The organism is Alteribacter keqinensis (assembly GCF_003710255.1).
GTDB lineage: Bacteria > Bacillota > Bacilli > Bacillales > Salisediminibacteriaceae > Alteribacter > Alteribacter keqinensis.
The window spans coordinates 19,191-40,925 of record NZ_RHIB01000005.1 but is presented as its reverse complement, the minus strand read 5'-3'; the positions used below and the strand labels follow the sequence as shown (position 1 = coordinate 40,925).

The following is a 21,735-nucleotide window of genomic DNA, read 5'->3' as shown; positions in this document are numbered from 1 at the left end:
AAGCAATGTTTGGTATTTTACTAGGTTTAGCATTACTGATGTTTTTAGCCTATCGGGGCTGGTCAATTATCTGGGTGGCTCCTATTGCAGCAGGTGTAGTGGCTTTAACAGGAGGGCTTGATCTCCTGGATGCCTATACCGATACGTACATGCAGGGGTTTGTTGACTTTGCCAAGACGTGGTTTCCGGTATTTATGCTCGGGGCCATTTTCGGGAAGTTGATGGAAGATACCGGAATGGCCAAGTCCGTTGCCATTGCGTTAACGAAAGTGATTGGGACTCAGAGAGCCATCCTCGGTGTTCTCGTGTCTGCCGCTGTTCTTACATACGGTGGTGTGAGCTTGTTCGTTGTTGTATTCGCTGTCTATCCTCTTGCTCTTGCGCTGTTCAGGGAGGCGAACATTACAAGACGTCTGATCCCGGCAACAGTAGCCCTTGGTGCCTTTACCTTTACAATGACAGCACTGCCGGGTACACCGCAGATTCAGAACCTGATTCCTACAACGTACTACGGAACGACGGCCATGGCGGCTCCGGTTATGGGGATATCTGCTGCCATCGTAATGGCAGTAGGCGGCTATCTGTACCTCCGCTGGCGTGAACAGAAGCTCACAGCTGCAGGGGAAACCTATACAGAGCCGAAAGATAAGAAGGTTGTTGAGGAAGAGGAAGACGGGAAAATCCCGAACGTTTTATTATCATTTCTTCCTCTTGTAATCGTAGTCGGCACATTAAACGTGTTTGGGCTGGATATTGTTATTGCTCTTATTATCGGTATTTTAACGATTATGCTGTTAAACATTACGAAGTTCAAGAATTTCACTAAGGCGATTAATGGAGGAGCGAGCGGCTCTGTTATTGCCATTATTAATACAAGTGCGGCAGTTGGTTTTGGTGCGGTCGTACGGGCTGTTCCGGGCTTTGAACGGATGACGGAGCTTGTGTTGAGTGTTCCTGGTAATCCACTGATTTCCCAGGCAGCAGCAATCAACGTTCTGGCAGGGGCCACGGGCTCTGCATCAGGGGGAATGGGGATTGCCCTTGAAGCTCTCGGAGAGCAGTATTACGAAATCAGTATGGCAACAGGCATTCCGCCTGAAGCCTTCCACCGTGTCGCCTCCATTGCATCTGGGGGGCTGGATGCCCTGCCTCATAACGGGGCGGTTCTGACGCTTCTTGCCATTACGGGACTGAGTCACAAGGAATCGTATAAAGACATTTTCGTCGTCGGTGTTGTTATTCCGGTCATATCTGTTTTTGTTGCGATTCTCGTATCTATCGTGGGATTGCTTTAAGTTAAATACACAAGTAAAGAATGAGGAGAGATCATGATGAGACTTGAAAATAAAACAGCCATTATTACAGGAGCGGGCCGAGGAATCGGGAAAGAAACAGCTCTTATATTTGCAAGAGAAGGAGCCCGGATCGTTGTAGCAGATCTCAATGAAGAGGATATCTCTGAAGTTGTAAAGGAAATTGAGAAAGCCGGTGGGACTGCTATTGCGGAAGCAGTCAATGTCACGGACCGGGAAGCCGTGCAGGAAATGATTAATAAGACAAAAGATTCCTGGGGCTGTGTTGACATTCTCGTCAACAATGCAGGCATAACAGCCGATGCGCAGCTTCTGAAAATGGAAGAGTCCCAGTGGGACCGGGTGATCGATGTAAACTTAAAAGGAGTGTTTAACGCAGCCCAGGCAGCAGCTGCTGTAATGAAAGAGCAGGAGGGCGGGGTTATCCTTAACGCTTCTTCTGTTGTCGGCACATACGGCAATTTCGGACAGACAAACTACGCAGCCACCAAATGGGGTGTAAACGGGATGACCAAGACGTGGGCCAAGGAACTGGGACGTTTCAATATAAGGGTAAATGCGGTTGCACCTGGATTTGTCCTCACACCAATGACAGAAAAAATGCCTGAAAAGGTTCTTGAAATGATGAAAGAAAAGTCCGTACTTAAAGATCTTGCCAAGCCCGAGGACATTGCCTGCGCTTATTTGTTCCTGGCTTCTGATGAAGCAAGGTTTATTACCGGTGAAATTTTAAGTGTTGACGGCGGTGTGGTTATTTAAGCAGCACCTTTCCGGTTTACATTCGTTGATAATAAGTAATCCTATAGCTTTTCCTTAAGTCGATGACTATGATATGCAACCCCGGCTGCCAAATGGCATTTGCCGGGGTTAATTTATAGTAAAAACGATGTAAGCCAAAGGTTTTAGAGGCGGAAAATTAAAGCGATTACATTTTTTCAAATTTAATTAGGAAAAATAGAAGGAATTTTCCAACAAACGTTGAATTTGTTAATCAAGAATTTATTATACGGAAAAGGTGGTGGCAGATATGGAAGTAACAGATGTGAGACTGCGCCGTGTAAACACGGAAGGTCGTATGCTCGCTATCGCATCTATTACCATCGATGATGAATTTGTCGTGCATGACATTCGCGTAATCGACGGAAATAATGGCATGTTTGTAGCAATGCCGAGCAAGCGTACTCCAGATGGTGAGTTTAGAGACATCGCGCACCCGATTTCCTCTCGTACAAGAGAGAAAATCCAGTCAGCTGTTCTTGCAGAGTACGAACGCGCTGGAGAGGAAGAAGTAGAATACGAAGAAGCAGGTGCTTCTTAAAATTATTGCAACGGATATAACCCGGTCACTCAGGAGACCGGGTTATTTTTGTACGCTTTCTGCAGGCTGTTTTCTGGAGACAGTATCAAAGTCTTACTGTCAGAGGAAGAAGCGCTGTAATTCGATCAAAACCGGGTATAATTCAATCGATAATGAAAATAATTCTGTCGCAAAAGCGAAAAATTCTACCGAAAATCCTATTAATTCTGTCATAAGGAAATCACGCAGAGAAGAAGCGATGTAATTTTATGATGAAAATAATTCTGCTACAATTTGATTTTGCCTTAAGTGCGAGGTATTCGATATCAGGTACATAGAAGATCATGGAAAACCCGGTAATCTAGTAAGCTTCCTTGAAATATCGCTAGTTTTAAGATATATTCATTAGTGGAAAAACGCACCCTGGAGGTATTTTATGAGTAAACGGTTCGCGGTTATTTTAGCCGCAGGTAAAGGAACGCGAATGAAATCCGATTTGTACAAAGTGCTGCACCCTGTATGCGGGAAATCGATGGTTCAGCACGTGGTTGACCAGCTTAAGGGCTGTGAGGTTGAAAAGACAATTGCTGTTATTGGTCATGGAGCTGAACTTGTAAAAGAACGGCTTGGCGCTGATGCTGAGTATGTCCTTCAGGAAGAGCAGCTCGGAACGGGTCACGCTGTTATGCAAGCCGAGTCTTTACTTGCGGGTGAAAAAGGAACTACCGTTGTTTTGTGCGGGGACACACCGCTGCTCACTCAGGATACCATTAATGCTTTACTTCAATACCACGAAGAGCAAGAGGCTAAAGCAACTGTGCTTACAGCCATTGCAGAAGATCCTTCTGGGTATGGGCGTGTACTGAGAGACGCAGATGATGCTGTCAAACGAATCGTTGAACATAAAGATGCAAATACTGAAGAGCGAAGTGTAAAGGAAATTAATACAGGAACGTACTGCTTTGATAACGAAGCGCTGTTCGAAGCACTTACCCATGTAAATAATGACAACGTCCAAGGGGAGTATTACCTGCCGGATGTAATCGAGATTCTTCAAAAGCAAGGGGAGCTGATTTCAGCTTATCAGACACCTGATTTTGATGAAACGATGGGTGTAAATGACCGTGTTGCTTTGTCACGGGCAGAGCAGGTCATGCAAACACGAATTAACGAAAAACACATGAAAGCCGGAGTCGGAATGATCGATCCGTCAAACACGTACATTCACTCAGACGTGGAAATCGGAAAAGACACACTTCTATATCCCGGTGTTGTTCTTGAAGGCAGCACTGTAGTTGGAGAGCAGTGTGTCATTGGTCCTCACTCGGAAGTTAAAAACAGCCGGATTGGAAACGAAACAACCGTGAAGCAATCGGTTGTTCATGAAAGTGAGGTCGGAAAAAGCGTTGCGATCGGACCATTCTCGCACATCCGTCCTGAGTCAGACATCTCTGATAATGTCAGGGTCGGCAACTTTGTTGAGATTAAGAAAACAAAGATGGGACAAGGAAGCAAAGCGTCTCACCTGAGTTATCTTGGCGATGCTGAGATCGGTGATGGTGTGAATGTAGGGTGCGGATCGATTACTGTGAATTATGACGGTAAGAATAAGTACCTTACGAAAATTGAGGACGGAGCATTTATCGGCTGCAACTCAAACCTCATTGCACCAGTAACTGTAGGCCAGGGGGCTTACGTTGCAGCAGGGTCTACCATAACGGAGGATGTACCGGGTGAAGCGCTGGCTATTGCCCGCGAACGTCAGACGAACAAAGAAAACTACGTAAAGAAAGATAAATAACCCTACTCAAAAATTTTTAAACATTATGGAGGTAAGTGCTATCATGTCTCAGTACGTTGATGGAAAGCTTAAAGTATTTACGTTAAACTCAAACCCGGAACTCGCTCACGAAATTACAAATCATATCGGAATTGAAATGGGGAAGAGTTCGGTTTCCCGCTTCAGCGACGGTGAGATTCAAATCAACATAGAAGAAAGTATTCGTGGCTGTGATACTTACGTGATTCAGTCTACATCTTCTCCGGCAAACGAGCATATCATGGAACTTCTTATTATGATCGATGCTCTAAAGCGGGCGTCTGCAAAAACGATCAATGTAGTTATGCCGTATTACGGATACGCCCGTCAGGACAGAAAGGCACGCTCACGTGAACCTATCACAGCGAAACTTGTAGCCAACCTCCTTGAAACAGCAGGTGCAACGCGCGTGATCGCCCTTGATCTACACGCTACGCAAATCCAAGGATTCTTTGATATCCCTGTCGATCAGCTTGTTGGTGTACCAATTCTTGCTGATTACTTTGAAGGAAAGAACTTTGACGATGTGGTTATCGTTTCTCCTGACCACGGTGGCGTTATCCGCGCCCGTAAGATGGCAGACCGACTGAAAGCGCCGATTGCGATTATTGATAAGCGCCGTCCGAAGCCAAACGTAGCAGAAGTCATGAACATTGTCGGTAATGTTGAAGGAAAGACTGCCATTATCATCGATGATATTATTGATACTGCAGGAACGATGAGTCTTGCGGCAAACGCATTGGTTGAATCGGGAGCAAAAGAGGTGTACGCTTGTTGTACACACCCTGTACTCTCTGGTCCCGCCATGGAGCGCATTGAAAACTCAAAAATCAAAGAGCTTGTTGTAACAAACACAATCAACCTCCCTGAAGAAAAGAAAACAGGGAAGGTTACAATGCTGTCTGTTGGGGAATTGTTAGCTAAGGCGATCATTCACGTCCACGAGCAGCGTTCTGTAAGTAAGCTTTTTGATTAAGCTGTTAAAAGCGTTGATTGAAGCGTAAATCAACATCTGACTTTAACAGAGCCTATCGGGCGACGAAGCAGCTGAGAAAGAACAGCGATCAAGTCAAAGTATGGTTTCAAATCATTCATAGTAGGGTAAAACAGTATTATACGAAAAGGATGAGGTGACTAGACATGGCAACAGTATTGCAAGCAGTAGACCGAAAGGATTTACGAGGTTCAAGACTCAATAAGATTCGTCAATCAGGAGGCATTCCAGCCGTATTATACGGTAAAACACTAGATACAACTCCTGTCACAGTAGATGAAATTGAATTCATCAAAACTTACCGTGAAGTAGGAAAAACCGGCGTATTCAAGCTTGATAAAGACGGGAAAAAATATGATGTTATGATTTATGACATGCAGGTTGACCGTATTAAAAACGAGTTCATTCACCTCGATTTCTACGCAGTAGATATGAAGAGTGAACTTGATGCTGATATTCCGGTAAATCTTACAGGTGAAGCTAAAGGAGCGAAAGAAGGCGGCGTCGTGCAGCTGGCTGCATACGAGCTTTCCGTAAGAGCTCTTCCGGCCAACCTTCCGGACTCCATCAATCTTGATGTTTCAGACTTGGATATTAACGATTCCATCCAGGTTAAAGACATTAAAGGTATCGGAGAATTCGAATTTAACAATGATCCTGAAGAGGTCGTTGTATCCGTATTACCTCCAACTGAGGAGCCTGAAGAACCAGCAGCAGAAGAAGGTGCGGAGCCTGAACTCGTGGATGCTGAAGAAGGCGACGGAGAAGGTAACGAAAAAAAGAGCGAAAACAACGAGTCTTAATAAACGATCAGCGGAACTGAGGTATAACCAACGTGGTTATGCCTCTTTTCGCCTTGAATGAAAAAGCTTTATCCTTAAAAATTGTTTTTGTAAAAAAGAAGACGCAGTCGAAATGCCCGAAACTCCTGCCGTTGTGGAGGAGGTTAACCAAAAAGTCAAACTTTGAAATTAATGTCACCGTTTTAGAGTTGTGTTTTTGCAAAACAATACCTTATAAACAGGCTTGGTTTTTTACGATTGGCTAAAAGTCATTGCTAATTTAAAAGTCGTTGACACTCCAGCGGGAGTAGGAGGCTGACCGGTGCCCCGGAAAGGGAGTGCAAAGGAGCGGAAATCAATGTCTTCCTTTAACAGAGCCTGCTTTAACTGTGTTCATCAAAGCATGAAGTAAAACCTGAACGTCCATACATAACCCGGAACAAAGGAGGCTTTTATGTTTTTAAAAAAGTGGTTCAGCAAAAGCAGTGAAGAAGAAAGTGAGGTCACAGCTATGAAACTTATCGTCGGTCTTGGAAACCCCGGCACAAAATATGACGGAACACGGCATAATGTAGGATTTGAAGTCATTGACCGGTGTCAGGAAAAACTTAACATTGACCTTACCCAGAGTAAACACAAAGGCATTTACGGCTCGGCCGGAATGGGAACAGAGAAGATTTTCTTATTGAAGCCACTCACCTATATGAACTTATCGGGAGAGTCTGTTGCTCCTCTCATGAATTTTTATAAAATGACCCCGGAAGATATTCTTGTTGTTTATGATGACCTGGATCTTGCCCCGGGAAAAATCAGACTCAGACAAAAAGGCGGAGCTGGCGGACACAATGGCATTAAATCACTCATACAGCACCTCGGTACGGATCAGTTTAAAAGAATCCGGATTGGAGTAGGCAGGCCTGATCACGGACAGGCCGTTACAGATCATGTTCTTGGGCGTTTTTCTCCGGATGACCGGAAACTGATTGATGAAGCTGTAGAGAAAGCAACAGACGCCTGTGGTGCCTGGACAAAAGAGCCATTTAATCAGGTTATGAACGAATTTAATAAGTAACCATACCCGAAGTGCAGTTGAAATGAATAGCCCGTATTTTCTCCGTTCATACTATTACAGGGAGTTGCTGCATAGTTTTGTGAGGAGGATACATGATGGCTATTCATTATCAATGCCGCCATTGCGGTACTAAGCTGGGAACCATCAGTGAATGGACGGCGGATGAAAAAACATTAGGGTTTCATATGCTGGACGAAGAGGAACGGGAGAATATGATACGTTATGATAACCGTGGAGATATCCACGTGGATACGATCTGTGAAGATTGCGAAAAGACGTTGTCGGATCATCCCGATTACCACCAGTATGAGTCCTTTCTCCAATAAGGGATAAAACGGCCAGCCTCCGTATACCGGTGGCTCCAAGCTTTGGCAGCTTAAGCCAAAGCGTTTTTCTGCTTTAAGATAAAGACTGGATGACTGCTAGAATAGCAAGTACCCGGATATTACAAGGGGGGAAATCACCTTGAAAGGTTTAATAGAATTATTTGGCCAGGGAGATGACGTAGCAAGCGTAACGGACGGAATAGAGGCGAGCTTGTCAGAACAGATGGTAGCAGGGCTTACGGGCTCGTCACGCTCTCTTTTACTGGCTTCAATCTATCAAAAAACAAAGGGTTCGCAGCTTATTGTTACCCACAATCTGTATCAGGCACAAAAGCTGTACGATGATCTCACATCTCTAGTAAATGATGAGAATATCTTCTTGTACCCTGTAAATGAATTAATTGCTTCTGAGATTGCCGTTGCTTCTCCTGAAATGAGAGGACAGCGGATTGAAGCGCTTAATCACTGGACAAATAACAAGGCTGGTATTGTCATTACGCCTATGGCCGGCCTGAGGCGCCTGTTACCTCCAAAAGAAGTGTGGGCGCGCTGTCAGGCAGAGGTGAAGGTAGGGGAAGACCTGGATCTTGACAGTGTTCTCGCCCGCTTTGTTTCCATGGGTTTCACACGCACAGACATGGTTTCTTCACCTGGAGAATTCAGCGTGCGCGGAGGAATTATCGATATTTATCCATTAACTGAAGAACACCCAATCCGAATTGAACTCTTTGATACAGAGGTAGACTCGATTCGGCATTTTGACGTGGAAACACAACGCTCATTGAATCAGACTCAGCACGTTTGGATCGGCCCGGCAAAAGAAGTGCTCGTAGATGATGAACATTTTGCAAACGGCGCTTCCCGTCTTGAAGCGGCTCTGTCAAAAACACTGACAAAGATGAAAGACGCTAAAACCAAGGAGCTGGCTTCGGAAAAAGTCGGTGAAGAAATCGGGTGGCTGAAACAACAAACACCATTTGATTCGATGTACAAGTACATGGCTTTTTATTATGACAAGAAGACGACACTTCTCGATTACCTCCCCGAAGACGGAGCAGTGTTTATTGATGAAATCAGCCGCGTACAGGAAATGGCTCAGAATCTTGACAAGGAAGAGGCTGAATGGCAGACAACGATGCTGAGCCAGGGAGCCACTGTCTCAGATCTTGTCATCTCAAAGCCCTGGAGCGAACTGATGGAAAAAACGGTAGTGCCAAGAGTGTACATGAGTTTGTTTTTACGCCATGTACCTTCAACGGCCCCGAAGAATATCGTTAACTTCCAGGCCAAGTCCATGCAGAACTTCCACGGTCAGCTGCATCTGCTTAAGACAGAAGTTCAGCGCTGGAAAGAGGCGGAAGCCCGCATTTTGTTTGTAGCAGGAGACAAGGACCGTGCAGAACGGATGAAGCAGGTCCTTTCAGACTATGACATCGAAGCGGGTATCACGGCCGGTGAAAACCGTCCTGCACCGGGAGAAGCTCTCATTACAACAGGCCAGATAACATCCGGTTTTGAGCTTCCGATGCAGCGGATCATCATCATTACAGAGGAAGAAGTTTTCACGAAGAAATCTCGCCGTCCAAAACGGAGCCGTCAGAAACTTTCTAACGCAGAGCGGATAAAAAGCTACTCTGAACTGAAGGTCGGCGACTGGGTTGTTCATATCAATCATGGAATCGGAAAGTACCTGGGGATCGAAACACTGGATATCGGCGGGATTCATAAAGATTATATGCACATCACCTACGCAGGCGATGACAAGCTCTATGTGCCGGTAGACCAGATTGATCAGGTACAGAAATACGTGGGTTCAGAGGACAAAGAACCGAAGCTTTATGCTCTCGGCGGAAGCGACTGGAAAAAAGTCAAAAAGAAAGTCCGTTCCTCTGTTGAAGATATTGCAGACGATCTGATCAAGCTTTACGCGGAACGGGAGTCCAGTAAAGGGTTTGCATTCTCAGAAGACAGTCTTGAACAGCGTGAATTTGAAAACTCTTTCCCATATCAGGAAACAGAAGATCAGCTTTCAGCTATCGAGGAAATCAAAAAAGATATGGAACGGGACCGACCGATGGACCGCCTTTTATGTGGGGATGTTGGTTATGGAAAGACCGAAGTTGCTCTTCGCGCCGCTTTCAAAGCCATTATGGATGGAAAACAGGTAGCCTTTCTTGTACCGACGACCATCCTTGCCCAGCAGCATTACGAAACCATTCGCGAACGTTTTCAGGATTTCCCGATTAATATCGGTCTCATGAACCGCTTCCGCTCAAAGAAAGAACAAAAGGTAACGGTCGAAGGTCTAAAAAAAGGATCGATGGATATTGTAGTCGGAACCCACCGCCTTTTATCGAAGGACATGGAGTTTAAAAACCTCGGTCTCCTTGTGGTAGATGAAGAACAACGGTTTGGCGTGACCCATAAAGAAAAGATAAAACAGCTGAAGGCAAATGTCGACGTACTCACGTTAACAGCAACACCGATCCCGCGGACGCTTCACATGTCCATGCTCGGGGTCCGTGATCTCTCTGTTATTGAAACGCCACCGGAGAACCGGTTTCCAGTTCAGACTTATGTGGTGGAGTACAACGAGGCTCTTACCCGGGAAGCGATTGAAAGAGAACTGGCCAGGGGAGGTCAGGTATTCTTCCTCTATAACCGTGTAGAGGATATCGAAACAATGTCGGATAAGATCGCTACCCTCGTTCCTGATGCCTCCGTCCGCTTTGCCCACGGGCGAATGACTGAGACAGAACTTGAAAACGTGATGCTTGATTTCCTTGAAGGAAACGCAGACGTCCTTGTGACTACGACCATTATTGAAACCGGGGTGGATATTCCTAATGTAAACACCCTTCTCATTTATGACGCCGACCGTATGGGTTTGTCCCAGTTGTATCAGCTCCGTGGCCGCGTAGGCCGTTCCAACCGGGTAGCGTATGCGTACTTCACCCACCAGCGGGATAAGGTGTTAACGGAAGTTGCGGAAAAACGTCTGCAGTCGATTAAAGAGTTCACGGAACTTGGCAGCGGATTTAAAATTGCCATGCGTGACTTGTCCATACGCGGGGCAGGTAACCTTCTTGGGGCAGAGCAGCACGGATTTATTGCGTCTGTCGGGTTTGATCTTTATTCCCAGATGCTCAAAGAAGCCATCGACGAGCGCAAAGACGCGGTTAAAAGCGGCGGCAGGGAAGAAACGAAGAAAAAAGCAAAGCCTGAACTTGAAGTGGATATTAAGGTGGATGCCTATATACCGGAATCCTATATTCCTGATTCCAAGCAAAAGATTGATATGTATAAACGCTTTAAAGAGCTTGAAACACAGCGGGATATCCTTGATCTTCAAAATGAAATGATAGACCGGTTCGGTGATTATCCTAAAGAGGTAAAATTCCTGTTTCAAGTGGCAAAAATTAAAGTACACTCCTATCAGGAGCAAGTACAGTCCATTGTGGAAAAGAACAACGAATGTAAGGTGATCCTGTCACCTGAAGCAACGAAGGGGATCAACGGGTCGAAGCTTTTCAGCCTCGTCAATAAGATCTCCCGGAAGATGAACCTGTCTATGACAGGCAATTCCATTACGATTCACATTAAGAGAAAAACATTAAAAGACGATGAATACCTGAATGCTCTTGAAAAAGCGTTATCACAGCTTGATGAAGTCCGTAAAGAGCCGGTAGGGTAAATAAGCAGGGCTAATTATAAGTGCCACCTTATGATTAGCCCTCTTTTTGAAAAAAATTGTCTAATTCCCGATAAATGGATCTGCACGGACGCAAATTTACCATTATATTCCTAAATAAACGCCTTGCAACGATAAATGGAATATGTTTTCCAATGAAAGCAGGCAGATACGCAATTTTATTCTACAATTGGTGAATAGTTCTTTTTATTAGTTGGATAATAAGTACAAGCTTAAGCTGGCAAAGAAACATTGCTTGCACAACATCTACGTGATTACATCAAGGAAAGTGAGGCAACGCATGTATGAAGGCAACTGGAATTGTTCGTCGCATTGATGATTTAGGCCGGGTCGTCATCCCGAAGGAAATTAGACGCACACTGAGAATTCGTGAAGGAGACCCTCTTGAGATCTTCGTTGACCGTGACGGGGAAGTAATCTTAAAGAAATACTCTCCGATCTCCGAGCTGGGGGATTTCGCAAAAGAATATGCGGAAGCACTTTACGACAGCCTGAGTCATCCTGTACTCATCGCTGATCGTGATACGTATATCGCAGTGGCAGGCGGTTCTAAAAAAGACTATGCAAATAAAAGCATTGGCGACCTTGTTGAATCAGCAATGAATGACCGTAAAACCCTGATTGAAACGAGTGCGGGCGAGTACAACATCGCAGGAGAAGCAAAGGACAATTTGAGCGGGTATGTTATTGCCCCGATTATTGCCAGCGGAGATCCGATTGGTGCAGTGGTACTTCTCGCAAAGGAGAGCGCCAAGATGGGAGATGTAGAGAAGAAACTTGCAGAAACAGCAGCAGGATTCCTCGCTCGTCAAATGGAACAATAATACTTCATAATCATTGAAGGGGAAGAGAGCTATCAAAACAAGGTAGCTCTCTTTTGTCTGTCCTTAAAATACCTGCCCTGCACGTCTGTGCAGTCCCTGACGATGTACTGCCGGCGTGTATGTCCCGGGAAATATGCTATAATAATCAAATAAAAGTCAGGGGTATCTAAGCCCCGCAAGTGTGAACGGGTGTGCAGAAGATGGATCAGACAGCAGACAGGAAACAAAAAGAAAACGCCGGTAAACAAAACAGACAGTCGTTTCTTAAGGGCGCTTTATATCTGTCCCTTGCTGCTGTAATTGTAAAAATATTGAGCGCAGTATATAAAGTCCCTTATCAAAACATTACAGGAGACGTTGGTTTTTATGTCTACCAGCAAGTATACCCGTTTTATGGAATAGCCTTAGTCCTGGCTACATATGGTTTTCCTGTCATTATTTCGAAGCTCGTTGCAGATGAATGGGAGAAAAGAGGAGCAGAAGGTGTCAAAGGGCTGCTTATTGTTTCTTTGACTGTGGTGGCTTGTATCAATTTGGTTCTTGGCTTGCTTCTCTACTCCAGTGCACCTGCTCTTGCGGGATGGATTGGAGATGATCAACTGGCCTGGCCTCTCAGAGCAATGGCGGCACCCTTTCTCATCATGCCTTTTGTTTCTGTTTTAAGAGGTTACTACCAGGGAATGCAGTGGATGACTCCTTCAGCCGTATCCCAGGTTGTCGAACAGAGTGTCAGGGTGGCTGCTATTCTGCTTCTCTCCACATGGGCAATGCAGCATTACGGACCTTATGAAGCGGGTGTCGCCGCCGCACTCGGTTCCTTTTTTGGCGCAGTGGCCGCGCTTTTTGTACTCACAGCCATGTCAGAGAAAAGAGGCTTGAGTAATAAGAGGGCCGTTGTACAATGGAGGAAACATACGAAAGCGATTGCTGCAGGCGGTTTTTTTGTCTGTATCAGCGCTATGTCACTGGTTCTGATGCAGTTGATTGACGCATTAACGATGGTCCGCCTGCTGGGACATGGAGGAATTGATGGAGAAATGATTCCTGTATTGAAGGGGATATATGACAGAGGGTGGCCGATGGTTCAAATGGGAACGGTCATCACAACATCGTTTTCTCTCAGCCTTGTTCCTCTGGTGGCAAAAGCTGCTTACTACAACGATGAAATGAAGATGCGCCTTTATGCTGTCCGGTCATTAAAAATAGGGACAATCTTTGGAGGGGCATCTGCTACAGGACTTGCAGTGATCATGCCGTCCTTGAATCCTATGCTTTTCACAGACAGAGAAGGGGAACTGGCATTGCAGATTCTCAGCATGACCGTTTTTCCAGCTTCTGTTTTTCTTACGGCCGCTGCCGTCCTCCACGGCGTAGGAAAAGGACGTATTTTACTGATCGCTGTATTCACAGGAATGATAGTTAAAGGGGTACTGAATGTTATTCTTGTTCCTTTTCTTGATATTACCGGAGCGGCTGCAGCTGCCCTCATCAGCTACCTTGTAGTTGCAATAATTGTACTTGTTTATTTAACAAAAGCAGGATTACTTCGCATAGAGAAAAAAACAGTAACAAAAGGCTGGGTTTTAGCGGCGGCCCTCCTGATTACGACGGCTGCGGCCTGGCAGTTTGTCTGGCTCGAGGGCGTTGATACGCGAACAGGATTTGCTTTCACTGCATTGTCTTCATCCGTGATTGGTGGGACTGCCTTCCTTGTCGCCGCTGTTAAGTTAAACCTATTCAGGAATGAAGAGTGGAAGGACATTCCCAAATTATCTTCAATCATTTCAAAATTGGAACGGAAAAAAGGAGCTGACTGACAATGGCCCGCACAATAACCGTATTAGGCCTCGGTGCCGGGGATCTCAACCAATTACCTGTTGGTATTTACAAAAAGTTAAAACGAGTTTCTTCATTATATGTACGCACAAAAGAGCATCCGGTTCTGCGCGAACTTAAGGAAGAAGGGCTGAATCCGGAAAGTTTTGATCATATATATGAAGCAAAAGACCAATTCTCTGATGTTTACGGGGAAATTACAAGGGTACTCTTTGAGAAAGCAAAGGATGAAGATATCGTCTATGCTGTACCGGGTCACCCTTTAGTGGCGGAAGAAACCGTTCAGCGACTCCTTAACGGTGCATCTGCTCACGGTGTGACTGTAACCGTTGAAGGCGGACAAAGTTTTCTTGATCCGGTATTTGCTTCTCTTAAGGTTGATCCGATTGAAGGGTTTCAGTTAGTGGATGGCACGGCCTTAAAGCAGGATGAGCTGCAGCTGCGCCACCACATCGTTATCTGCCAGGTGTATGATGCCTTTATTGCATCTGAAGTTAAACTTACATTAATGGACGTTCTTCCTGATGATTATCCTGTAACGGTAGTAACAGCAGCGGGAAGCTTGGAGGAAGTGTTGACAGAAGTTCCCCTTTACGAGCTTGACCGTGTAACGTCTTTGAACAACCTGACTGCAGTATACGTACCGCCGGTAAAAGATGAAGCGTTGCTTACCCATGAATTTTGGAAACTGCGCAGTGTCATTGCTACCCTTCGCGGTCCGGATGGATGTCCCTGGGATCGAAAGCAAACCCACGAGTCTCTGAAGCCTTACCTCCTGGAAGAATCGTATGAAGTTCTTGAAGCGATCGATGAACAAAATGAGGATCATCTTGCTGAAGAGCTTGGAGATGTTCTTCTTCAAGTCATGCTCCATGCACAGATCGGGGAGGACAGCGGCTATTTCACGGTTTCTGATGTGATAACATCAATTACGGAAAAAATGATCCGCCGCCACCCTCATGTGTTCGAGACTGCAGAAGCAGATGATCCTGAAGCTGTCGTGACGCAGTGGGAGAAAATCAAACAGGCTGAAAAAGAAGAAAAAGGAATGTCTGAAGGTCTTCTTGACAGTATACCGAAATCACTTCCAAGTCTTCTTCGGGCATACAAGGTGCAGAAGAAAGCAGCGAAGGTTGGTTTTGACTGGGGCGATGCACAGCCAATGCACGAAAAGCTCCGGGAAGAGCTGGCTGAATGGGAGCAGGAATTATTGAAGGAAGACAAAAAAGCAGCAGCTGAAGAGTTTGGAGATGTTCTGTTTACTATTGTGAATATCGCACGCTATTATAAGATCGAACCGGAGGAAGCGCTGCGTATGACTAACGAAAAATTCGTCCGCAGATTCAGCTTTATAGAAAAAACGCTGCAGGAGTCAGGGACTGCCTGGGAAGAGCATACCCTGGAGGAGCTGGATGCCCTTTGGGACAGAGCAAAAGAACAGGGGTTATAATGGATCTGTTTAACAGCAGCACATACAAATATTGAAGGGTGAGGAGAGTGGCAGCAACCATGAGAATCGATAAATATTTAAAAGTTTCAAGACTGATCAAAAGAAGAACAATGGCAAAAGAAGTTGCGGAACAAGGACGGATTACCGTCAACGGTCAAACTGTGAAAGCTGGTGCGAATGTTAAAGTAGGGGATGAAATTTCGATCCGCTTCGGCCAGAAAATTGTAACAGTAACAGTAGACAGGCTTGAAGAATCAACGAGAAAAGATGAAGCGGCGACCCTTTATACGTTAGTAAAAGAAGAGTCATTAAGAGACGAACAGTCTGAAATTTAATAAGTCAACAAAGATCTTTAACACAGTCATCGCATTAAAAGAAAAAAATGCAGTCCCTGTAAACCCGGGTTTCATATCATCAGATGAAGGGTACTGATATGGGGGCTGTTCTACATAACATAGGCTTGTTTTTTGCCACCATGGGGCTTGTTCTATTCACCCGATCCGGCACATAGACTTTACCAAAGAGTCTGGGGAGGGTAATTCCATGAATCAATCATACGAATTTATGTCAAGTGGACAAGGGCGACAGCAAAAAGACCACAACATATCGATGAAAGGCAGAAAAACCCTGGAAATTACAGGGGTAAAGCAGGTGGAAAGCTTCGATAACGAAGAGTTCCTTCTGGAAACGGAAATGGGATACTTATCAATCCGAGGTCAGCACCTCCAGATGAAAAATCTGGATGTTGATGAAGGGAATGTTTCCATTCAGGGAAGAGTGGACGATCTTGTGTACCTGGATCAGCATAGTGGTGATAAATCCAAAGGGTTCTTCGGGAAGTTATTCAAGTGACCCTCGAAGTACAATTTGAGACGATGCTGATCATGACAGTGATGGGCATCTGGCTTGGGGCGGCGATGGACACGTATCACCGGTTCCTCGGCAGCCCCCGCCGGTTCAAGTGGACTCATCTCATCAATGATCTCTTTTTCTGGTGTGCTCAGGGCCTGTTTCTTTTCTATGTTCTTCTCAATGTGAACGAAGGTGAGATGAGATTTTACGTTCTTCTCGCTTTGCTGTTTGGCTATGCAACGTACCGTGCCCTGCTGCAGACAGTGTACCGCAGCATTCTCGAATCGCTCATCCGCTTTACCGTTGCCTTTTATCGATTTACAGTCAGGCTGATCGTTGTACTGGTCATTACTCCGGTAAAATGGTTATTGCAAGTTGTACTGGCCTTATGTATGATAATATTATCCACAATATGGAGAATTGTTTACTTTTTACTAAAGGTTATTATTGCTCCGTTTCGCTGGGGACTCGAAAAAGCCGGAGTACGGTTTACATTCCTTCTGAAATGGAAGAAGAATCTCTATACATTTTCAGAAAAAATAAGGGATCTGTTCAGTAAGCTACTGAACTGGTTTACAAAAAGAAAGAGGTGAAGAACGTGCATGATCATCGCAGAGTCAACTTCGAGCGACTCGCTTCCGAATATGCTGAGGAGCAGGAGCAGTTGAAAGAACAAAAGAGAAGAAGACGAAAAGGGTTAGTCCGCCGCATGTCCGTTTTTGGCGTCCTGATGTTTGCGATGTTCATTTTTACTGTCTTCACACTTTTCTCCCAGCACAGCACCATCCAGGAACAGGAGAAAATACAGGAAGAGCTTGACCAGAACCTCGCAAATCTTGAAAAGGAAGAACTTGAATTGAAAGAGGAAAAACAACTGCTTCAGGATTATGATTATATTGCGGAGCTTGCCAGAAGAGATTACTTCTTAACAAAACCGGGAGAGACACTCTTTCAACTGCCGCGATCGTCATCGGATTGACACAATTCCTCTCTAATCGGTATAATGATACTATATGAATTTTTTCAACATACAAGGAGGAGCATTTTTTACATGTCGATTGAAGTAGGCAGCAAGCTGAAAGGGAAAATCACTGGTATTACTAACTTTGGAGCGTTCGTTGAACTTCCCGGAGGCTCAACCGGACTTGTCCACATCAGTGAAGTAGCGGATAACTATGTCAAGGATATCAATGAACATCTCACTGTTGGTGACGAAGTAGAAGTGAAAGTATTGAATGTGGAAAGTGACGGAAAGATCGGCCTCTCCATCCGCAAAGCAAAAGATAAGCCGGCAGGACAAAGCTCAGGTCACGGCCAGGGACAAGGACGCCCGCAGCGCCGAGGAGGCAGCGGCCCCCGTCAGCAGCGTCCGAGAACGATGTCTTTCGAAGATAAAATGAATCGTTTCTTAAAAGACAGTGAAGAGCGCCTGACTTCTTTGAAGCGTCAAACGGAATCAAAGCGTGGGAGTCGCGGTACGAAACGATAACTCTTGCTGCTAATTGAAATATATATGAAACACTCACTTACCCGGTGGGTGTTTTTTGTTTTGCTCATATTTCGGTTCTTCGTTCAGTGCGGAATACGAGCACTCTCATAATTGGTCTGTTATAAAGTGGGGGATATAGTTAACGCAGAATGATAAGCTTAACACTCTTAAAAGGCGGGCAGACCCGCCGGCACCCCCGTAGAAACCAAAAAGGGGGTTCGACGCGAGTCGGCGGAAAGGGAGTGTATTCCGTTCAACGAAGCTTAGAATATCGATGAGAGGTTAAGAATCACCCCAAAATTGATTCTTCAAGGTAGTATTTAACAGCATCATTTTTTAAAAATTACCCCTTTTTTAAAAATTACCCCTTTTTTAAAAAACAACACTATTTTTTTATGCTAAAAAGAGAGAAAGGAGGGAAGTGTTTTTCAATCTACACCACCTTTTGTCAGAATTTTCACAACTCTTAATTCCGGGTAAAAATGAGGCTGGTGGTATATTACAAAAAGAAAATCGTTCAATTTTATGAAAAAACCGGTTTTGATTCGTGTGGGGAAAAACAGAAAAACAAGTGACTTTCTACTTGAAAGCCGTCGAACACTTTTTATAACCACCTGGGTTCTTTTGACAAATTCTGTACGAAATCCATGTTTATAATGTTACCACTATATGGAACAGGTGGTGCTTACACATGTTAGGACGTCTTACTTACCGTGCGACCAGCCAAACCTCGGCGATTCCAATACCAGCAAAACCATTCTCCCGCCTTTCCAAGCGGTTGGTAGCCTGGCTCGAAAAACCGAGCGTAAAAGATGCAAAAAGAACGTTCTGGATTATCCTGATCGGCTTTCTGCTCGGACGAGCTGTCATCCTTATGCATTTATTACCATTTGCAGTACCATTTTTGGCAGTAATGCTTCACTGGCAGAAATCAAAAGCAAAATGGGCTCTGCTTGCCATATGGGCCGGAGCAGCAACGATCTCGGTTTCTTTTGCGGCTTATGCGGTCGGGGCAACGATTGCTTATCTGATTCTGCACAGGATCATCACGGTACTCAGGCCCCAAAGTAATATGATTCCCATGACCGTGTTTATAACCGTAGCTGCGGTCAGGTTCTCTGTCATTTCAGTTCAGGAAGGGATTTCGAGCTACGGCGCCATGATTGCAGGAGTGGAAGCAGGTCTTGCTTTAGTAGTAACCTTGATCTTTTTCCAAAGCATCCCGATCCTTTTCGAGAGAAAGAACAAAATGTCTCTCAGGCATGAAGAGGTTGTGAGTATCGTTATTTTTCTGGCGTCGGTCATGACGGGAACAGTCGGATGGCTTTTATATAATCTGTCGGTGGAATTTATCATTGCACGCTATCTCGTACTCGTATTTGCTTTTGTCGGAGGAGCTGCCATTGGGTCCACGGTAGGGGTGGTTGTAGGGCTTATTCTCAGTCTTGCAAACGTGGCAAATTTGTTTCATATGAGTCTCCTGGCCTTTTCAGGTCTTCTTGGCGGACTTTTGAAAGAGGGTAAAAAAATCGGGGTATGTCTTGGTTTGTTAATCGGAACCGGACTGATGGGGATGTATGGTGACAACCAGACCGCACTCAGTGTTTCTATGATGGAGACAGGTGTTGCGATCGCGATATTCCTTTTAACACCCAAGAAGTGGATCGAGCACCTTGCACGCTATATACCGGGTACGGCTGAGCATGCGGTGGAGCAGCAGCAGTACCTGCGAAAAATCCGCGATTTAACAGCAGGTAAAGTAGAGCAGTTTTCCCGGCTTTTTTACACACTTTCAAACAGCTTTTCTGATGTAAATGAAGAAGCCCCCGGCAAAGAGCCGGGACGTGACGTGGATTTGTTTTTAAGCAAAATCACGGAAAAAACGTGCCAGACATGTATGAAAAAACATCAGTGCTGGACGAGAAAGTTCTCGGAAACCTATAACATCATGGAGCGGACAATGCAGGAGATTGAAGACAATAAAGATGTTTATGACAGGCGGTTAATGAGTGACCTTCACGCCCACTGTATTAAGCACGATAAGGTGATCAGGGCGGTAAAGGATGAAATCGGCCAGATTCATGCCAACAAGCAGCTCAGAAAACAGATCATGGAGAGCCGTCGCCTGGTTGCCGATCAGCTCAGGGGAGTCTCAAAAGTCATGGAGGACTTCGCAAAGGATATTCAGCGGGAACAAAAGACTCATGAGCTTCAGGAAGATCAGATCAGTGAGTCACTTCTGAAGGCGGGAATTCCGGTGGAACAGGTTGAGGTGTACTCCCTTGATAACGGTAATGTGGATATTGAGATGATCATTTCCCACAATGAATACAACGAAGGAGAAAAGGTGATCGCACCACTCCTTTCACATATATTGAAGGAAACCATCGTGGTCAAACATACTGAGAAGGCTTCTCTTGCAGGAGGGGCGGAAAGACTCGTATTCGGTTCGGCAAAGCAATACGTTGTTTCAACCGGAGCTTCCCAGACAGCTAAGGGGGGCAAATGGATTTCAGGTGACAGTTATTCAACGATGGAGCTAGGTGCCGGTAAATATGCCTTGGCCATCAGTGATGGAATGGGGAACGGAAAGCGGGCACACTTGGAGAGTAACGATACAATCGAGCTCCTTAAGAATATTCTCCGCTCCGGAATTGAAGAAACAGTAGCTATTAAGTCCATAAACTCCGTTTTAGCACTCAGGTCCGAAGAAGAAATGTTCTCAACTCTGGATCTGGTGATGATTGATATGCAGGATGCGTCGGCCAAGTTTTTGAAAGTAGGGTCGATACCAAGCTTTTTAAAGCGTGGAAGGCAGGTGAAGATGATTGAATCGGGTAATTTGCCAATTGGAATGATCACAGATGTGGAAGTAGATGTGGTCAATGAGCAGTTAAAGAGCGGGGATCTTCTCATCATGATGAGCGACGGGATCTTTGACGGCCCGGCTAACATTGAAAACAGGGAGGTGTGGATGAAGCGCGTTATTAACGAAATGAAGACGAATGATCCCCAAGAGGTGGCGGATCTCCTGATGGAACGGGTCATTCGCGAAGGAGGAGGGATTCATGACGACATGACGGTGGTTGTTGCCCGCATTGACCACCACTTGCCAAAATGGGCAACCATTCCGGTCGCCTTTGAAGAAAAGGCGTTCGCTAAATCATCCGGATGATCGGATGCGAGCCAATAAAGAGTAAGCGAAAAAAGGGGGTACATTCTAAACGGGAGGTGAGGCGTGTACATGGAGAAAAGGCTGGATAAAGGCTAGCTGGATCATCCCCGTTCACGTTTATAAGGGAGAGAGTCTTTCAAATTAAGGTCCCAAGGGAGCCGGGGGCAGCCGGCTGACCCAGGAGCACAGAATGATTTTGAAGAAATCACTCCCGAAAAGCAAGACGAAAACTTCATAGATATGTATCAGGATTCATGATAAATGCTTTGGAAATAAATCGGGAGAATCATGATAAGTCACTGGGGATTCATGATATACCGGAAAAATCAATGATAAGTCCCTGAGGATTCATGGTATCCCGTATTAATTCAGAAAGGATAATCGTAAGTAAGCAAACGGCTTTACCGTCAAAAGGCGGACAAACCTTCGGAGGTGGAAGAAAGTATGGATAAATCCAACATGTTCCTAACTTTGCGAGAATGGTTGATCAGGGTGTTTGCTTTCCGGACGTATGCGGTGTTTGCCAACGCTGCTCCTGCGAAAAGTTTAAGTGTTTCGACTGCGGGCAAAAAATCACTTTCGGTTTACCCCGGGTGGGAGAGTGCTTTGTCTGTGAAGGATAACTTCCTGAATGTAAAGTCCAGGTTCATTCAGCTGATTGCATCAGGAACGTACCGCCTTTTTGTGATTTGGCCGGTCGGACCACCCGGGGAACTGGTAATAGGGACAGTGAGAGTAATCCCCCTGATCTATCTGGCGAGTGTAATCGGTTAAGGCATTGAGGGGAGACGGCC

General features: G+C 45.3%; 19 protein-coding genes. All 19 read left to right on the top strand.

Going from position 1 to position 21,735, the window contains the following annotated elements:
• Positions 1 to 5: 5 nt before the first annotated feature.
• The 19 genes from EBO34_RS20060 (at position 6) to EBO34_RS19970 (ending at position 21,715) form a co-directional block, all read left to right on the top strand.
• Positions 6 to 1,295: a GntP family permease gene (locus EBO34_RS20060; protein WP_122901981.1), complete on the top strand. Its 1,290-nt coding sequence runs from the start codon at positions 6 to 8 to the stop codon at positions 1,293 to 1,295.
• Positions 1,296 to 1,331: 36 nt separating this feature from the next.
• Positions 1,332 to 2,072, top strand: coding sequence for a 3-oxoacyl-[acyl-carrier-protein] reductase (gene fabG / locus EBO34_RS20055; protein WP_122901979.1), 741 nt, complete (start codon positions 1,332 to 1,334; stop codon positions 2,070 to 2,072).
• A gap of 268 nt (positions 2,073 to 2,340) precedes the next feature.
• Complete coding sequence (spoVG, locus tag EBO34_RS20050; RefSeq protein ID WP_122901977.1) at positions 2,341 to 2,631, top strand: septation regulator SpoVG; 291 nt, start codon at positions 2,341 to 2,343, stop codon at positions 2,629 to 2,631.
• Positions 2,632 to 3,046: 415 nt separating this feature from the next.
• Positions 3,047 to 4,411, top strand: coding sequence for a bifunctional UDP-N-acetylglucosamine diphosphorylase/glucosamine-1-phosphate N-acetyltransferase GlmU (gene glmU, locus EBO34_RS20045; protein ID WP_122901975.1), 1,365 nt, complete (start codon positions 3,047 to 3,049; stop codon positions 4,409 to 4,411).
• A gap of 40 nt (positions 4,412 to 4,451) precedes the next feature.
• Positions 4,452 to 5,405, top strand: a complete 954-nt coding sequence (locus EBO34_RS20040) for a ribose-phosphate diphosphokinase (RefSeq protein WP_122902032.1) — start codon at positions 4,452 to 4,454, stop codon at positions 5,403 to 5,405.
• A gap of 164 nt (positions 5,406 to 5,569) precedes the next feature.
• Positions 5,570 to 6,226 (top strand): 50S ribosomal protein L25/general stress protein Ctc, encoded by a 657-nt coding sequence (locus EBO34_RS20035; RefSeq protein WP_122901973.1) that lies wholly within the window; start codon positions 5,570 to 5,572, stop codon positions 6,224 to 6,226.
• Between the two features lie 490 nt (positions 6,227 to 6,716).
• The gene (gene pth, locus EBO34_RS20030) at positions 6,717 to 7,277 is read left to right on the top strand and encodes an aminoacyl-tRNA hydrolase (RefSeq protein WP_122902030.1); all 561 of its coding nucleotides are present in this window, start codon (positions 6,717 to 6,719) and stop codon (positions 7,275 to 7,277) included.
• A gap of 95 nt (positions 7,278 to 7,372) precedes the next feature.
• Positions 7,373 to 7,603 (top strand): anti-sigma-F factor Fin, encoded by a 231-nt coding sequence (gene fin, locus EBO34_RS20025; RefSeq protein ID WP_122901971.1) that lies wholly within the window; start codon positions 7,373 to 7,375, stop codon positions 7,601 to 7,603.
• 139 nt (positions 7,604 to 7,742) lie between these two features.
• Positions 7,743 to 11,297, top strand: a complete 3,555-nt coding sequence (gene mfd / locus EBO34_RS20020; RefSeq protein ID WP_122901970.1) for a transcription-repair coupling factor — start codon at positions 7,743 to 7,745, stop codon at positions 11,295 to 11,297.
• 302 nt (positions 11,298 to 11,599) lie between these two features.
• On the top strand, positions 11,600 to 12,139 hold the full coding sequence (gene spoVT / locus EBO34_RS20015) for a stage V sporulation protein T (protein ID WP_122901968.1): 540 nt from the start codon (positions 11,600 to 11,602) through the stop codon (positions 12,137 to 12,139).
• Positions 12,140 to 12,339: 200 nt separating this feature from the next.
• Positions 12,340 to 13,956, top strand: a complete 1,617-nt coding sequence (locus EBO34_RS20010; protein WP_122901966.1) for a putative polysaccharide biosynthesis protein — start codon at positions 12,340 to 12,342, stop codon at positions 13,954 to 13,956.
• Between the two features lie 2 nt (positions 13,957 to 13,958).
• Positions 13,959 to 15,425, top strand: a complete 1,467-nt coding sequence (gene yabN / locus EBO34_RS20005; protein ID WP_122901964.1) for a bifunctional methyltransferase/pyrophosphohydrolase YabN — start codon at positions 13,959 to 13,961, stop codon at positions 15,423 to 15,425.
• 59 nt (positions 15,426 to 15,484) lie between these two features.
• Positions 15,485 to 15,760: an RNA-binding S4 domain-containing protein gene (locus tag EBO34_RS20000; RefSeq protein WP_122901962.1), complete on the top strand. Its 276-nt coding sequence runs from the start codon at positions 15,485 to 15,487 to the stop codon at positions 15,758 to 15,760.
• A gap of 208 nt (positions 15,761 to 15,968) precedes the next feature.
• A complete protein-coding gene (gene yabP / locus EBO34_RS19995) occupies positions 15,969 to 16,277 on the top strand; it encodes a sporulation protein YabP (RefSeq protein WP_183163968.1) in 309 nt (102 codons plus the stop codon).
• Positions 16,274 to 16,870, top strand: coding sequence for a spore cortex biosynthesis protein YabQ (gene yabQ / locus EBO34_RS19990; protein WP_122901960.1), 597 nt, complete (start codon positions 16,274 to 16,276; stop codon positions 16,868 to 16,870). The genes yabP and yabQ overlap by 4 nt, the downstream gene beginning before the upstream one ends.
• A gap of 5 nt (positions 16,871 to 16,875) precedes the next feature.
• On the top strand, positions 16,876 to 17,256 hold the full coding sequence (locus EBO34_RS19985; RefSeq protein WP_122901958.1) for an FtsB family cell division protein: 381 nt from the start codon (positions 16,876 to 16,878) through the stop codon (positions 17,254 to 17,256).
• A gap of 72 nt (positions 17,257 to 17,328) precedes the next feature.
• A complete protein-coding gene (locus EBO34_RS19980; RefSeq protein WP_122901956.1) occupies positions 17,329 to 17,766 on the top strand; it encodes a S1 domain-containing RNA-binding protein in 438 nt (145 codons plus the stop codon).
• Positions 17,767 to 18,457: 691 nt separating this feature from the next.
• Complete coding sequence (spoIIE, locus tag EBO34_RS19975) at positions 18,458 to 20,941, top strand: stage II sporulation protein E (protein WP_122901954.1); 2,484 nt, start codon at positions 18,458 to 18,460, stop codon at positions 20,939 to 20,941.
• Between the two features lie 444 nt (positions 20,942 to 21,385).
• Positions 21,386 to 21,715, top strand: coding sequence for a hypothetical protein (locus tag EBO34_RS19970; RefSeq protein ID WP_122901952.1), 330 nt, complete (start codon positions 21,386 to 21,388; stop codon positions 21,713 to 21,715).
• The last annotated feature ends 20 nt before the right edge of the window (positions 21,716 to 21,735 follow it).

Bases quoted from the DNA above. Each gene is read 5' to 3' on its own strand.
- EBO34_RS20060 (WP_122901981.1), top strand. From the start codon at position 6: ATGTTTGGTATTTTACTAGGTTTAGCATTACTGATGTTTTTAGCCTAT.
- fabG (WP_122901979.1), top strand. From the start codon at position 1,332: ATGAGACTTGAAAATAAAACAGCCATTATTACAGGAGCGGGCCGAGGA.
- spoVG (WP_122901977.1), top strand. From the start codon at position 2,341: ATGGAAGTAACAGATGTGAGACTGCGCCGTGTAAACACGGAAGGTCGT.
- glmU (WP_122901975.1), top strand. From the start codon at position 3,047: ATGAGTAAACGGTTCGCGGTTATTTTAGCCGCAGGTAAAGGAACGCGA.
- EBO34_RS20035 (WP_122901973.1), top strand. From the start codon at position 5,570: ATGGCAACAGTATTGCAAGCAGTAGACCGAAAGGATTTACGAGGTTCA.
- pth (WP_122902030.1), top strand. From the start codon at position 6,717: ATGAAACTTATCGTCGGTCTTGGAAACCCCGGCACAAAATATGACGGA.
- fin (WP_122901971.1), top strand. From the start codon at position 7,373: ATGGCTATTCATTATCAATGCCGCCATTGCGGTACTAAGCTGGGAACC.
- spoVT (WP_122901968.1), top strand. From the start codon at position 11,600: ATGAAGGCAACTGGAATTGTTCGTCGCATTGATGATTTAGGCCGGGTC.
- EBO34_RS20010 (WP_122901966.1), top strand. From the start codon at position 12,340: ATGGATCAGACAGCAGACAGGAAACAAAAAGAAAACGCCGGTAAACAA.
- yabN (WP_122901964.1), top strand. From the start codon at position 13,959: ATGGCCCGCACAATAACCGTATTAGGCCTCGGTGCCGGGGATCTCAAC.
- EBO34_RS20000 (WP_122901962.1), top strand. From the start codon at position 15,485: ATGAGAATCGATAAATATTTAAAAGTTTCAAGACTGATCAAAAGAAGA.
- yabP (WP_183163968.1), top strand. From the start codon at position 15,969: ATGAATCAATCATACGAATTTATGTCAAGTGGACAAGGGCGACAGCAA.
- EBO34_RS19980 (WP_122901956.1), top strand. From the start codon at position 17,329: ATGTCGATTGAAGTAGGCAGCAAGCTGAAAGGGAAAATCACTGGTATT.
- spoIIE (WP_122901954.1), top strand. From the start codon at position 18,458: ATGTTAGGACGTCTTACTTACCGTGCGACCAGCCAAACCTCGGCGATT.
- EBO34_RS19970 (WP_122901952.1), top strand. From the start codon at position 21,386: ATGGATAAATCCAACATGTTCCTAACTTTGCGAGAATGGTTGATCAGG.